11 protein-coding genes are annotated in these 14,507 nt (G+C 71.1%); 8 read left to right on the top strand and 3 right to left on the bottom strand.

Annotated elements, in window-relative coordinates:
- Positions 1-436: 436 nt before the first annotated feature.
- Both OO60_RS24440 and OO60_RS24435 read left to right on the top strand, forming a co-directional pair.
- Positions 437-1,219 (top strand): alpha/beta fold hydrolase, encoded by a 783-nt coding sequence (locus tag OO60_RS24440; protein WP_004558485.1) that lies wholly within the window; start codon positions 437-439, stop codon positions 1,217-1,219.
- Positions 1,216-1,974, top strand: a complete 759-nt coding sequence (locus OO60_RS24435; protein WP_004558484.1) for an SDR family oxidoreductase — start codon at positions 1,216-1,218, stop codon at positions 1,972-1,974. The genes OO60_RS24440 and OO60_RS24435 overlap by 4 nt, the downstream gene beginning before the upstream one ends.
- Here the strand turns inward: OO60_RS24435 and OO60_RS24430 are convergent.
- Complete coding sequence (locus tag OO60_RS24430) at positions 1,959-3,506, bottom strand: IS1634 family transposase (RefSeq protein WP_004558483.1); 1,548 nt, start codon at positions 3,504-3,506, stop codon at positions 1,959-1,961. The two genes, OO60_RS24435 and OO60_RS24430, sit on opposite strands and share 16 nt — an antisense overlap.
- 153 nt (positions 3,507-3,659) lie before the next feature.
- Between OO60_RS24430 and OO60_RS24425 the strand changes: the two genes are divergently transcribed.
- The 5 genes from OO60_RS24425 to OO60_RS24405 all read left to right on the top strand — a co-directional run bounded on the left by OO60_RS24425 (position 3,660) and on the right by OO60_RS24405 (position 10,365).
- Positions 3,660-6,257, top strand: coding sequence for a bifunctional FO biosynthesis protein CofGH (locus OO60_RS24425; protein ID WP_004558482.1), 2,598 nt, complete (start codon positions 3,660-3,662; stop codon positions 6,255-6,257).
- 76 nt (positions 6,258-6,333) lie between these two features.
- On the top strand, positions 6,334-6,861 hold the full coding sequence (locus OO60_RS24420; RefSeq protein ID WP_004558481.1) for a DUF4232 domain-containing protein: 528 nt from the start codon (positions 6,334-6,336) through the stop codon (positions 6,859-6,861).
- A 90-nt stretch (positions 6,862-6,951) separates the two neighbouring features.
- Complete coding sequence (locus OO60_RS24415) at positions 6,952-7,806, top strand: HalD/BesD family halogenase (protein WP_033262126.1); 855 nt, start codon at positions 6,952-6,954, stop codon at positions 7,804-7,806.
- 16 nt (positions 7,807-7,822) lie between these two features.
- On the top strand, positions 7,823-8,632 hold the full coding sequence (locus tag OO60_RS24410) for a class I SAM-dependent methyltransferase (RefSeq protein WP_004558479.1): 810 nt from the start codon (positions 7,823-7,825) through the stop codon (positions 8,630-8,632).
- Positions 8,629-10,365 (top strand): choline/carnitine O-acyltransferase, encoded by a 1,737-nt coding sequence (locus OO60_RS24405; protein WP_004558478.1) that lies wholly within the window; start codon positions 8,629-8,631, stop codon positions 10,363-10,365. Before OO60_RS24410 ends, OO60_RS24405 begins: the two co-directional genes overlap by 4 nt.
- Here OO60_RS24405 and OO60_RS24400 read toward each other — a convergent pair.
- Positions 10,351-11,274 carry an alpha/beta hydrolase fold domain-containing protein gene (locus tag OO60_RS24400; protein WP_033262125.1) on the bottom strand — a complete coding sequence of 308 codons (924 nt, stop codon included), beginning with the start codon at positions 11,272-11,274 and terminating at the stop codon, positions 10,351-10,353. The two genes, OO60_RS24405 and OO60_RS24400, sit on opposite strands and share 15 nt — an antisense overlap.
- Positions 11,271-12,053 carry a class I SAM-dependent methyltransferase gene (locus OO60_RS24395; RefSeq protein ID WP_003067080.1) on the bottom strand — a complete coding sequence of 261 codons (783 nt, stop codon included), beginning with the start codon at positions 12,051-12,053 and terminating at the stop codon, positions 11,271-11,273. The genes OO60_RS24400 and OO60_RS24395 overlap by 4 nt, the downstream gene beginning before the upstream one ends.
- 198 nt (positions 12,054-12,251) lie before the next feature.
- On the opposite strand from OO60_RS24395, the gene OO60_RS24390 reads away from it, so the two are divergent.
- Positions 12,252-14,507, top strand: a complete 2,256-nt coding sequence (locus tag OO60_RS24390; protein WP_033262124.1) for a discoidin domain-containing protein — start codon at positions 12,252-12,254, stop codon at positions 14,505-14,507.

The following is a 14,507-nucleotide window of genomic DNA, read 5'->3' as shown; positions in this document are numbered from 1 at the left end:
CAATTTCTTGCATCTCAAAGGAAACCCCGACGAGGGGGTTTCATATAAGCTCTACTGGCTTAGTTCACTAGCACACTGTTGAGTTCTCAAGCAACACACCCCGAGTCGCACCGCCGTCAAGCGGCCTTACTCGAAGCGAGTTATTCCTAGCAGTTTTTGTGGGCCACCCACTCAATCGCTTTCCGCGAGAGCTTGGTTCGTGTCCCTGTCGCTCGGTTTCCCTGGCGACTTGGAGAACTTTACATGCCCCGAAAGGACCCGAAACAGGGGGGTCCCTTAACAAGATCGGCGCAGGTCAGACCCCATGACGAAGCCCGTCCGAGGCCAGTCTGCCCCCAACCGGCCCCGAGCGCCACCGAAGGGCCCCGGAAAAACATTGCTCCGACTACATTGCACCGTATTGCTCGGAGCCAGCGCTCTGCCTAACGTCGGCCGCATGAACCTCGCGTACGACGACCTCGGGACCGGCCGTCCCGTCCTGCTGGTCCACGGCCACCCCTTCGACCGCTCCATGTGGCGGCCCCAGGCCACGCACCTCGCCGAGCGCGGCCACTGCGTCGTCACCCCCGACCTCCGCGGCTACGGGGAGTCCCCCACCCGGGACACCGCGACCGGCCTCGACGTCTTCGCCGCCGACCTCATCGCCCTGGCCGACCACCTGGGCCTGGACCGGTTCGTCCTCGGCGGCCTCTCCATGGGCGGGCAGATCGCCATGCAGCTGGTGGCGGACCACCCGGGCCGCGTCGAAGCTCTCCTCCTCGCCGACACCTTCGCCGGCCTCGACACCCCGGAGGCCAAGCAGGCGCGCGTCGACACCGCCGCGAGGATCACCGAGGAGGGTATGGAGCGCTACGCCGAGGAGCTCCTCCCCAAGATGATCTCGAAGCAGACCCGCGCGACCAGGCCGGACGTCGAGGCGCACGTCCGCCGCATGATGCGCAACGCCCCGAAGGAGGGGGCGGCGGCCGCGCTCCGGGGACGCGCCGAACGCCCCGACTACACGCCGACGCTGAGCCGGATCGACGTGCCCACCCTGGTCGTGGTGGGCAGGGAGGACGAGTTCACCCCGGTCGGCGAGGCCGAGCTCATCCACCGGGAAATCCGGACTTCCACCCTGGTGGTGATCGAAGGCGCGGGCCACCTGCCTAACCTGGAGCGCGAGACCGAGTTCGACGAGGCACTCAGCACCTTCCTGAAGAACAGCGGAGCCACCAGATGACCCAGCAGACCGTGTTCGTGACCGGCGCGAGCGCCGGCTTCGGTGACGCCATCGCGCGCCGGTTCGCCGCCGAGGGCGCCCGCGTCATCGCCGTCGCCCGCAGCGCCGACAAGCTCGAGAAGCTGGCCGGCGAGCTCGGCGACGCCGTTCTGCCCGTGACCCTCGACGTCAGCGACCCCGAAGCCGTGCGGGAAACGATCGCCACGCTCCCGGCGGAGTGGAAGCAGGTCGACGTCCTGGTGAACAACGCCGGCCTGGCCAAGGGCCTCGAGCCGGCGCACAAGGCCGATCTGGCCGACTGGGACGAGATGATCGCGACCAACGTCCGCGGCCTCGCGCACGTCACGCGCGCGCTGCTCCCGGGCATGGTCGAGCGCGGCCGCGGCCACGTGATCAACATCGGCTCGATCGCCGGCACCTACCCCTACCCCGGCGGCAACGTCTACGGCGCGACCAAGGCGTTCGTCCACCAGTTCAGCCTCAACCTGCGCAGCGACCTGCACGGCACCGGCGTGCGCGTCACCAACGTCGAGCCCGGCATGGTCGGCGGCACGGACTTCTCGAAGGTCCGCTTCGACGGCGACCAGGCCAAGGCCGACAAGGTGTACGAAGGCACCACGCCGCTGACCGCCGACGACGTCGCCGAGTCCGTCCTCTGGGCCGCGAACCAGCCGGCGCACGTGAACATCAACGTCATCGAGCTGATGCCGGTGGTGCAGAGCTTCTCGGCGCTGCAGATCTACCGCGAGGGCTGAAACAGGTCGAACAGCGCCTGCTGATCGGCGTCCAGCCCGGTCAGCAGGCGTTTCGTGCGTGGCCGCCCGCCGGTCGACGGGTAGCGCAGCACCAGCTCGCCGATGCCCGCGAGCTGGTCCAGCAGCTCCCGCACGGACAGGTTCATCCCCGCCCGGTCCGCCTCGCGCCGCATCAGGTGGGTCACCGTCGCGGCCAGGACGGAGACCAGGCCGTGGGCCGCGATCCGCTGCCGCGTCCACTCCCAGCGCGGGGTCGGGCCGGTGACGGCGGGCCCGGTGAGCCAGCGGAACGTCGATTCGAGGTGGGTGCGGGCCCGGTAGGCGGTCACCACCTCGGCCACCGGCCAGTCCCGGTCGGTGACCAGCACCTGCTTGCCGAAGAACTCCTCGTCCAGCCGGGCGATGGCCACGGTGTCGACGCGCCGTTCCACCCGGATCTCGCCGGGCCGGTTCCCGCTCAGCACGGCGGTGAGCACCCGCTCGATGCGCCGGCCGCGGGTCACGCGGCCGATCTCGGCGTGGACCTGGGCGCGGTCGCCGCGGTGGGTGCCCGCCGCCAGCGCCTCCGCGAGGCCGTCGAGCTCGCGGGTCGCGGTGGCCAGCTCGTCGGCGAACGCGCGGGACTGCGCCGCGTGCAGGGTCGCCGAGTGGGTCAGGATCACCCGCCGCCGGACGCCGTCGACGACCGCGTGCGTGTCGAGCGCCGTGAGCCCGGCGAACCGCTCGGGGTCGACGCGCTTGCGGGCGGACGCGGGCTGGGTCAGCAGCTCCGGGTGGTCGGTCAGCGGCAGGGACCCGACGAACCCGCTGCGTGAGCCCAGGTCGAGCTGGGCGGCCTGGCCGGAGTGGAACACGAGGGTCGCGGGGCCCAGCCCCGCCGTGACCGAAGCGAACGTCGGGGCCGTGCCGTCGTCACGCCGGTAGAGCCGCGACGCCAGGGGGATCGCGCCGTCGCGGGTCACCCGGAGCCCGGCCCCGGCGAGCACGCCCCGGCAGGCCGACGGCAGCGTGCAGTCGGCCGCGGCGAAGGCGGCGAACTGCGGGACGTCGACGGCGAGCGCGGCGTGGTCGGCTAACGTGGCCAGTACCGCGGCGGCGACGGCTTCTTCGATGCCCGCGATGCGGTCCGGGGTGAGCCGGTCCAGCGCCCGCCACAATCCGTCCACTGTGGACAGCTCGGGCCGGACGATGTCCGCGGCCGCGGACGCCGTCCACCACTCGCCGATCGGCGTTCCGGGGGCGGTCGCGCGGTGCAGCACCGCGACGGCGAGCGTCAGCCCCAGCGACGGCTTGGCGCGCACGACCTCGTCGACGCGGGCGACGAAGTCCAGCCGGGACAGCGTCGCCCACACCGCGGCGACGTCCCCGTACGTCCGGTACGACGCCGAGGCGGGCTCGCCGCCCGGGACGGCGCGGGCGATCTCGTCGGCCGTGCCGAGGTAACGCTGGGTCACCACCCGCGGCTTGCCGTCCACCCGGGCGGACTCCGCCAGGTAGTAGTACGTCCGTCCGCCGATCTTCTTGCCGACCACCGATGCCACCCTTTAGGTAATACACGGCGACGCGCTGATCGACAACCCGCGGATCCCCCTGACCTGCGACGACGATCACTCCGGCTGCCGAGGCGAGCGAGGTGTCGAACACACCCTGGCTGGTCCCGCGAGGACGGTCCTAGCGTGGGCGGAATGGGACCCGAACCCGACGCCACCACCCCGACCGCCTCCGCGATGCGCCGCGCGCTCGCCCGGGCGCGTGACGGGAAGACACTCGACGTAGCCGAAGCGAGCGTCCTGCTGCACGCCCGCGGTGACGACCTCACCACGCTGTCCGAGTACGCCTCGCGCATCCGCGACGCGGGCCTGGCCGAAGCCGGGCGCGCCGGCGTCATCACCTACAGCCGCAAGGTGTTCATCCCGCTGACCCGCCTGTGCCGCGACCGCTGCGGGTATTGCACGTTCGTGACCGTGCCGGGCCGGCTCGAGTCACCGTTCCTGTCCCCGGACGAGGTCCTCGACATCGCCCGCAAGGGTGCCGAGATGGGCTGCAAGGAGGCCCTGTTCACGCTCGGCGACCGGCCCGAGGACCGCTGGAAGGCCGCCCGCGACTGGCTGGACGCGCACGGCTACGACGACACGCTGTCCTACGTCCGCGCGATGGCCATCCGGGTGCTCGAGGAGACCGGCCTGCTGCCGCACCTCAACCCGGGCGTGCTGACCTGGCAGGACTTCCAGCGGCTCAAGCCGGTCGCGCCGTCGATGGGCATGATGCTGGAGACGACCGCGACCCGGCTGTGGAGCGAGAAGGGCGGCCCGCACTACGGCTCACCCGATAAGGATCCGGCGGTCCGGCTGCGGGTGCTCGAAGACGCCGGACGCAGCAGCGTCCCGTTCACCACCGGTGTCCTGATCGGCATCGGCGAGACGTTCGAAGAGCGGGCGGACGCGCTGTTCGAGATCCGCAAGGTCGCCAAGACCTACGGCGGCATCCAGGAAGTCATCGTGCAGAACTTCCGGGCCAAGCCGGACACGAAGATGCGCGCGACCCCGGACGCCGACCTCGAGGAACTCGCCGCGAACATCGCCGTCGCGCGGCTGGTGCTCGGCCCGAAGATGCGCATCCAGGCGCCGCCGAACCTGATCGGCAACCAGTACGACCTGATGATCCGCGCCGGCATCGACGACTGGGGTGGCGTGTCGCCGCTGACCCCGGACCACGTCAACCCGGAACGCGCCTGGCCGCAGATCGACGAGCTCGCCCGCCGCACCGAGAAGGCCGGCTTCGAGCTCAAGGAACGGCTGACGATCTACCCGGAGTACGTCAAGGCGGGCGAGCCGTGGCTGGACCCGCGGATCACCCGGCACGTCGCCGCGCTCGTCGACTACGAAACCGGGATGGCCCGCGAGGGCGCGATGCCGGTCGGCATCCCGTGGCAGGAGCCGGACGGCGGCTGGCAGGAGTCCGGCCGCACCGACCTGCACACCGAGATCGACACCAGCGGCCGCACCGAGGACCGCCGCAGCGACTTCGACTCCGTGTACGGGGACTGGAAGGAGATCGGCGACCGGATCAAGACCGGGCCGGCCAAGTTCGACACGGACATCCTGGAAGCCTTGCGCAGCGCGGAAAAGGACCCCGCCGGGCTCTCCGACGACGCCGCGCTGGCGCTGCTGCACGCCGACGGTCGCGAACTCGACGCGTTCACCCGGATCGCCGACGACCTCCGGCGCGAGACGGTCGGGGACGACATCACGTTCGTCGTCACGCGGAACATCAACTTCACCAACGTCTGCTACACGGGTTGCCGCTTCTGCGCCTTCGCGCAGCGTCGCACCGACGCCGACGCGTACACGCTCTCGCTGGAGCAGGTCGGCGACCGCGTCGACGAGGCGTGGGCCGCGGGCGCGACCGAGATCTGCATGCAGGGCGGCATCCACCCGGACCTGCCGGGCACCGCGTACTTCGACCTCGCGGCCGAGGTCAAGCGCCGTCAGCCGGAGATCCACCTGCACTCCTACAGCCCGATGGAGGTCGTGAACGGCGCTTCGCGGACCAACCTCTCGCTGAAGGACTGGCTGATCAAGGCCAAGGAGTCCGGTGTGGACTCGCTGCCGGGCACGGCCGCGGAGATCCTCGACGACGACGTCCGCTGGGTGCTGACCAAGGGCAAGCTGCCGACGTCGGAGTGGATCAAGGTCGTCACGACCGCGCACGAGGTCGGGCTGCCGACGACGTCGACGATGATGTACGGCCACGTCGACACCCCGGCGCACTGGGTCGCGCACCTCAAACTGCTGGCGCGGCTGCAGCGCGAGGGTCTCGAGAAGCACGGCCGGCGCGGGTTCAGCGAGTTCGTGCTGCTGCCGTTCATCCACCAGAGCGCGCCGATCTACCTGGCCGGACTGGCCCGCCCGGGCACGACGCTGCGCGAGAACCGCGCGGTGCACGCGCTGGCCCGGCTGCTGCTGCACGGCATGATCGACAACATCCAGAGCTCCTGGGTGAAGCTCGGCGAAGAGGGCAGCCGCGCGGTGCTGCAGGGTGGCGTCAACGACATCGGCGGGACGCTGATGGAGGAGACGATCAGCCGGATGGCGGGCGCGTCCAACGGGTCGTACAAGACGATCAGCGACATGCGCGCGATGGTCGAGCCGCTGGGCCGCCCGCTGGTCCAGCGCACGACGGGCTACGGACGGCCGTCGGCCGAGCGGCTCGCCGCGGCGGAGGCGTCGGACGGCGTCGCGACCGCGGTGCGCAAGCCGCTCCTGCCCTTGCTGACGCCGTGAAACGTCGCGAATGACTCATTCGGGACGCCGGGCGTCCCGAATGAGTCATTCGCGACCTCCGCTACCCTTCCGCTGCATGGGGGTTTCGCGCTTCGCGCCGCTGCTCGTCGTAGCGCTTCTCGCGGGTTGCGGTACTACGCCGCCACCGGCTCCGACACCCACTCCGCCGCCGAGCCCGACGTACGGGCCGCCGCCGCCGAGCGGGCTGTCCCTTTCGGTCGGTCAGGTCGAAGCCGGACTCGGGCACCGCGCCAGCGTCCTGACGCTGACCAACCTGGACACCGTCCCGCGCAAGGTCACCGGCTACCCGGACCTGAAGATCCTCGCGGGCGACGGTGAACCGCTCGACGTCAAGGTGTTGCACGAGACGTCCTACTTCGCGCCCAATCCGGGCCCGCAGGACCTGACGCTCCAGCCTGGTGAGAAGGCGCTGTCGGTGCTCGCGTGGTCGGCGACCGTCACCAGCGGCGACAAGCACACCGGCGCGGCGATCTCGGTGGTCCCGATCCCTGGCGAACCCGCGCAGAAGCAGCCGCTGGAGACCGATCTCGGCACCACCGACAGCGTCAAGCTCAGCGCGTGGGCCAGCAAAATCGGCAATTGACGACCGTGTGTCACCGCTCACAAACTGACGGTTGACCAGCGGGGATCTGTGCTAACTCTGTTCCTTCACCCGCCGGAAGGGACCTCGACGATGAGCACCTCCGTAGCGCCACTGGAAATGGTCGACACCGACCGCTACCCGCTCACCGGCTCCGGCAGCCCGGCCAGGCGGGCGGTCGTCGACCGCACCCGCGCGGAACTGGCCGCCGACGGCTGCAGCGTGCTCCCCGACTTCATCCGTCCCGAGTTGCACGCCGTGCTGCGCGAGGAGTGCGCCGCGCTCGAACCGCACGCCTACACGAAGATCGAGCAGGTCAACGCCTACAACACCGCGATCGGCGAGCTCCTGCCCGAAGACCACCCGGGGCGCACGATCATGGAACGCGGCAACGCCTTCGTCGCGCGCGACCGCATCCCGGTGTCGTCGATCATCAGCCGGCTCTACACGAGCCCGCTGTTCCAGCGGTTCGTCGCCGACTGCTTCGGGCTGCCGGAGCTGCACGAGCTCGCCGACCCCCTGTCCGGGCTGACGCTCAACGTGATCGCGCCCGGCCGTGCGCACCCGTGGCACTTCGACACGAACACCCACACCGTCAGCATGCTGACGCAGTCCGCAGAGGACGGCGGGACCTTCGAGTTCTGCCCGGGCATCCGGTCCGCCGCGGACGAGAACTTCGCCGCCGTGCGCTCGGTGCTGGCCGGCGACACCCGGCCGGTGCGGCGGCTGGACCTGCGGCCCGGTGATCTCCAGCTGTTCAAAGGACGCTTCGCGCTGCACCGGGTCAGTACCGTGGCGGGCGCGATCGCGCGGCATTCCGCGATCTTCGCCTACAGCGAGCGCCCGGGGGTCGTCGGCAGCGCGGAGCGGACCAGGCAGCTGTTCGGCCGCGTCCTGCCCGTCCACCTCGCCGGACGCACCGTCCGCGGCGACGAACTGCTCGACTAGATCAGGAGCCTGGCCCGTGCCCTTCGACTCGACCGGCAAGATCTCGTTCGACCACATCTACACCGCGCCCGATCCGCGGCCGTTCTTCGGCACGCTCAAGCGCGTCGGCTACCACATCCCGCAGCTGGCGAAGCCGTACTTCGCGCGGCTGATCGACGCGCACCCCGCCGAGCGGCCGACGGTCCTCGACGTCGGCTGTTCGTACGGCGTCAACGCGGCCCTGCAGCGCTGCGACGCGACGATGGACGACCTCTACGCCCACTACACCGACCCCGCGGTGCGTGCGCTGGACCACGCGGCCCTGGTCGCGGCCGACCGGCAGCGCGTCCGCCCCGGCGGCCCGAAGTTCTACGGCCTCGACAGCTCGGACCCGGCCCTGGAGTACGCCCTTTCCGCGGGATTCCTCGACGAGGCGATCCACGCCGACCTCGAGCGCGACGACCCGGACAGCACCCAGCAGAAGCTCCTCGACGACGTCGACCTCGTCGTCTCGACCGGCTGCGTCGGGTACGTCACCGAGAAGACGCTCACCCGGGTCGCGCGCGGCGCGCAGCCGTGGATGGCGCACTTCGTGCTGCGGATGTTCTCCTACGAGCCGATCGCCGAGAGCCTGGCCGAGCTCGGCTACGAGACCACGGGCGTCGGCGGGGTCTTCCGGCAGCGGCAGTTCGCCTCCGCCGAGGAGCAGACGCAGATCCTGGACACGCTGAGCGCGGCCGGGGTCGACCCCACCGGGCTGGAGTCCGACGGGTGGCTCTACGCGCAGCTGTATGTTTCCCGTCCTGAAGGCTCGGCCCCCCTCGCATTCTCCGACGAAGAAGGATGACCGTGAGCAGTCCGGAATGGTCCACCCGCACCTTCGGCAACGAGGACCGGCTTCCCCGCGTCCCCGTCCCCACCCTGGAGGACAGCCGCCGCCGCTTCCTCGAATGGTGCGCGCCGCTGCTGACGCCGGCGGAGCTGGCGGAGACCGAAGCGGCGCTGGCCGAGTTCGTGGCGGGCCCGGGCCCGGAGCTGCAGGAGCGGCTCGAGGAGTACGACCGCGCACCCGGCGTGCGCAGCTGGCTCGACACGTTCTGGCCGTACCGCTACCTCGGCCGCCGCGACCGGATCGCGCTCAACGCCAACTTCTTCTTCCTGTTCCAGGGTTCGCCGCTGGGCCAGGTGGAACGCGCGGCCGAGCTGGCCGCGTCCGCCGTGGACTACAAGCTGAAGCTCGACGACGAGCTCGTGCCGCCGGTGCTGCTGCGCGGCACGCCGCAGTCGATGGTGCAGCACAAGTTCCTGTTCTCGGCCACGCGCATCCCGGGCGAGCTGATCGACACCGCGCGCACGCGGTTCCCGTCGCCCGAGCGGCACATCGTCGTGTTCTCGAAGGGCACGCCGTTCCGCATGGACGTCATCGCGGCGGACGGCCGCCCGTATTCGCCGGCGCAGCTGGCGGAGGGCCTGCGCGCGATCCTCAAGGACGACCACGGTTCCGACGTCCTGCCCGGGCACCTCACGACGAAGGCGCGCGCGGAATGGGCGGCTTCGCGGACGGCGCTGCTCGAAGCGGGCAACGCGGCGGCGCTCGAAACCATCGAGACGGCGCTGTTCTGCCTGTGCCTGGACGACTTCAGCCCGTCGAGCACGCTGGAGGCGAGCGACCGGCTGCTGTACGGCGACAACCGCTGGTACGACAAGGCCGTGTCGCTGGTCGTCTTCGAGGACGGCAGCGCGGGCATCAACGTCGAGCACTGCGAACTCGACGGCACCACGATCCTCGGCTTCACCGACGCCGTGCTGAGCGGCTCGCGGGAGCCGCGCGAGACAGCCGACGGCGTCCCGGGCTTCGAGGCCATCGAGTTCACGCTGACCGACGCCCTCCGCGAAGACGCGCGCGCCGCCGGAGCGGCCTTCCGGGCGTACGCGGACGCGACGGCGACGCAGACGGTGTCGTTCGACTTCGGCGCCAACCGGGCGAAGGAGCTCGGGATGTCCCCGGACGCCTTCGCGCAGATGGCCTACCAGCTCGCCCACCGCCGCGCGAAGGGCCTGACGGGGGCGACGTACGAGTCGATCGCCACCCGGCAGTTCCAGAACGGCCGCACCGAAGCCATGCGGGTGGTGACACCGGAGGTCGTACACTTCGCCGACGTCATGACCTCGGACGCCTCGCTCGACGAGAAGCGCGAAGCCTTCCGCGCGGCGGCGGCGAAGCACGTCGCCCGCGCGAAGGAGTGCCAGGCCGGGGACGCGCCGGAGCAGCACCTGTGGGAGCTGCAGCTGATCGGGAAACGCCGTGGCGACACCGAAACGCCGGCCCTCTTCACCTCGCCGGGCTGGCTGAAGCTGCGCGACGACTACCTGAGCACCAGCTCGGCGCCGTCGGTCAACATCCAGTTCTTCGGGTTCGGCTCGACCAGCACGCAGTGCATCGGCGTCGCGTACGTGCTCCTGCCGGACCGCTGGAACATCTACCTGAGCACGCCGAAGCACGTCTCGGCCGAGATGTACCGCTTCGCCGACGAACTCGCCGTCGCGGTGCGGGAGCTGCAGGAGCTACTGGCCGAGTAGCCGGCGCAACCAGGTCCGCCGGGCGGCCCGGGCCGCCCGGCTGATCTTCGCCTCCGGCGCGAGGGAATCGAAGCCGTGGAACCCGCCGGGCCACACGTGCAGCTCGGCGTCCCCGCCCGCCGCCCAGATCCGGCGCGCGTAGGTGACGACCTCGTCGCGGAACGTCTCGACCGCGCCGACGTCCAGGAACGCCGGTGGCAGGCCGGAAAGGTCCTCGGCGCGGGCCGGGGCCGCGTAGGCCGGGACGTCGGCGGTGCCGCGGCGGTCGCCGAGGTAGGCCGTCCAGCCGATGAGGTTCGCCGTCCGGTCCCACAGGCCGTGGCCGTCGAAGTCGACCGCCGACGGCGTGTCGCTGCGGTCGTCGAGCATCGGGCAGACGAGCAGCTGGCCGGCCAGTGCCGGGCCGCCGCGGTCGCGGACCAGCAGCGCCAGCGCCGCGGCCAGCCCGCCGCCCGCGCTGGCCCCGCCGAGCACGAGCGGGCCGGGGCAGTGTTCGGCCGTCCACTCCAGACCGGCGTGGCAGTCCTCGAGGGCCGCCGGGTACCGGTGCTCGGGGGCGAGCCGGTAGCCCGGCGAGACGACGGTCAGGTTGGGCTCGCCCGACCAGGCCAGCGCGTTCCGCGCGTCCTGGCCGAGGTGGCTGCTCGCGATCAGGCCGCCGCCGTGCACGTAGTACAGGACGCCCACGCTCTCGGCCGGGCGCAGGACGAGCAGCGGCACCTCGCCCGCCCGCTCCTCGGAAACCCGGTACGCCGGGTACGCGGCGGCCAGCCGGTCGAGCGTCCAGTTGTCCGCGGCGTTGAGCTCCCGGCGTCCCGGGATTTCGTCCAGGCGCGACAGCGACGGGCGAAGCGCGCGCAACGCCTCGATGACCGGCGCCAGCTCGGGGTCGAACCGCGGCGGCGTCATGCCGTGGGGTCCGAGACGACGAGCACCAGCGACCCCTCGAAGGACGGCTGCTCGCGCAACTTGCCGTACCGGCGTTCCCACGTGCCGTCGTCGAGGTCGTGCTGCAGTTCCGCGGCGAACCGGTGGTGGACGCGGTCGTCGACGAAGCTCCACGCCGAGCACGACAGCCGCGCGCCCGGGTCCAGGAGGCGTTCGGGACGGGCGTAGTACGCCTCGTTGAAGCCGTCCGTGCAGTCGGCCGGGATGGGCACGGGGACGATCGACGTGTGCCCGCCGAGCCCGTCGGCGATGTCGTCGACCGACGGGTAGCGCCGGGCCTCGGTCTCGATCACCTCGGGCGCGTAGTCGAGCAGCCAGAACCGGCGCAGCAGCTGCGGGTCGCAGGTCAGGATGGCGATCGGGCCGCGGGTGACCCGGCGCATCTCCTTGAGCCCGGCCCACAGGTCGTTCCACTGGTGGACGCTGAACGTGCTCATCGCGCCCTCGAACGCCCGGTCGCCGAACGGCAGCTTCTCCGCGACAGCGTCGACCGCCGGCGGCAGGCCCGCCGGCCGCTGCGCGCGCATCGACGCCGACGGCTCGACCGCGGTGACTTCCCGGTCTTCGGGTTCGTACGCGCCGGCGCCCGCGCCGACGTTCAGGACGGTCCGCGCGTCGCCCAGTGCGTCGAGGACGTACCGGCCGATGCGGGGATCCGGCTTGCGGTAGTCGGTGTAGACCCCGCCGATGGCGCCGTAGTCGGCGTCCCCGGCGCTCCCGTCCGCACGTCGCTGGCTCATGTCCAGAAACTAGCAGCGGAACGGGAGTGCCCGGGCGTTGCTCCGCGGGGTGTAAGCGAACGTCGGGCATCCGGCGCAGCCGTCAATTTCTGTCGCAAACTTGCGTAAGTTAGTCCAAGTATTGCGATTTCCTGTCCAGGATTCGTATGATCCGGATCACAGAGGTCCCCACCTGCTGCGGAAAGGCCAGTGCCGCCCATGTCTCCCAGCTCTGTGTTCAGTGCGCCCAAAATGCGTTACGGCGCTTCAGCCCTCGCCGTGATCGTCGCCGCCGGGCTGGCCATCGCCGCCGGTCCGGCCGCGAGTTCGGCGGTCGCCGCGACCCGCGGCGCGTCCGTCCCGTTCCTCGAACAGGAAGCCGAAACCGCCGCGACGAACGGCTCGGTCATCGGCCCGAACCGGGCCGCGGGCACCCTCGCCGGCGAGGCCTCCGGCCGGAAGGCGGTGACGCTGTCCGGCCAGGGCCAGTACGTCGAGTTCACGCTCACCGCCCCGGCGAACTCGATCGACTTCCGGTACAGCGTCCCGGATTCGGTGTCCGGGACGATCTCGCTGTACGTCGGCGGCGCGCACAACCGGGACATCCCGCTGACGTCGAAGTGGGCCTGGTACTACGGCTCGTACCCGTTCACCAACGACCCGGGCGACGGGCACGCGCACCACTTCTACGACGAGACCCGCGCGCTGCTCGGCACGTCCTACCCGGCCGGGACGAAGATCCGGCTGCAGGCCGACGCGGGCGACGTCACCCCGGTCACCGTCGACCTCGCCGACTTCGAGCAGGTCGGTGCGGCCGCCGCGCGGCCCGCGAACTCCGTGTCCGTCACCGATTACGGCGCCACCGCGGGCGACACGAGCGACGACGCTTCCGCGTTCGACGCGGCCGTCGCGGCCGCGCGCAGCCAGGGCAAGGAGGTGTGGATCCCGGCCGGCACCTTCACCCTCGGCCACCACGTCACCGTCGACCAGGTGACGATCCGCGGCGCCGGGCCCTGGTACTCGGTGCTGACCGGACCGCGCGCCGGGATCTTCGGCAAGGGCGAACCGGCGAGCTGCGGGACGCCGACGTACCCCGGCAACCCGGCCGTGCCCGGCACGAGCAGCGCGGTGAAGCTCTACGACTTCGCGATCATCGGCCAGGTCGACGCCCGCGTCGACTGCGACCAGTCGAACGCCATCGGCGGCGCGCTGGGCGGCGGCTCGGTCGTGCAGAACCTGTGGCTGCAGCACACGAAGGTCGGGCTGTGGCTCGACGGGCCGTTCGACGGGCTCACCGTGTCCGGCAACCGGATCCTCGACCAGACCGCCGACGGGCTGAACCTGCACCAGGGCATCAGCAACGTGACCGTGACGAACAACTTCCTGCGCAACACCGGCGACGACGGCCTGGCCATGTGGTCCGAGCACGACGCCGACCACCACAACACGTTCTCCTTCAACACCGTGCTGCTGCCGATCCTCGCCAACAACATCGCGGTCTACGGCGGCCACGACAACACCGTGTCCGACAACGTCGTGGCCGACAACCAGGACCAGGGCGGCGGCCTGCACATCGCGAACCGGTTCAGCGCGGTGCCGCTGGCGGGCACCACGACGGTCGCGCGCAACACCGCGATCCGCACCGGCGTGCTCGACTCGAACTGGCAGTTCGGCGTCGGCGCCCTGTGGTTCGACGGCCGCGACTCGGCCATCACCGGCCGGGTCGACGTCACCGACAACGACCTGGTGGACAACAACTACGAGGCCATCCAGTTCATCGACAGCGCCACGACGGACGTGCACTTCGACGGCGTCCGGATCACCGGGGCCGGCACGTTCGCCTGGCAGCTGCAGGCGAAGCCGTCGGGCTCGGTGAAGAACGTCGTCGCGACCGGGGTCGGCCGCGCGGGCGTCTACAACTGCCTCGGCCCGGACGCGCTGAGCGGCCTCGCCGACCAGGGCGGCAACTCCGGCTGGACGACGACGTACTGCGGCTCGTGGCCGACGCCGGTGTACGGCTCGGACAACGGCGGCACGACGACTCCGCCACCGACCACGACCACCACCACGCCGACCCAGCCGGGCGGGAACCTGGCGCTGCACAAGAGCGTCAGCGCGTCCGGGTCGCAGGGTGGTTTCCCGCCGGGCAACGCGGTCGACGGCGACGCGAACTCCTACTGGGAGAGCACGAACAACGCGTTCCCGCAGTCGTTCACGGTGGACTTCGGCAGCACGGTGACCGTCTCGCGGCTGGTGCTGAAGCTGCCGCCGTCCTCGGCGTGGGGCACCCGCACGCAGACGGTCGCGGTCGACGGCGTCAAGGCGGCGGCCGGCTACACGTTCAACCCGGCCTCCGGCAACACCGCGACGGTGACGTTCCCGGCGACCTCGGTGCGGACCCTGCGCCTGACCTTCACCGGCAACACCGGCTGGCCCGCCGGGCAGCTGTCCGAGCTCGAAGCCTATTCGTCCTGA

Source organism: Amycolatopsis vancoresmycina, from assembly GCF_000716785.1.
GTDB lineage: Bacteria > Actinomycetota > Actinomycetes > Mycobacteriales > Pseudonocardiaceae > Amycolatopsis > Amycolatopsis vancoresmycina.
This window is presented reverse-complemented; position numbering and strand designations above follow the sequence as displayed.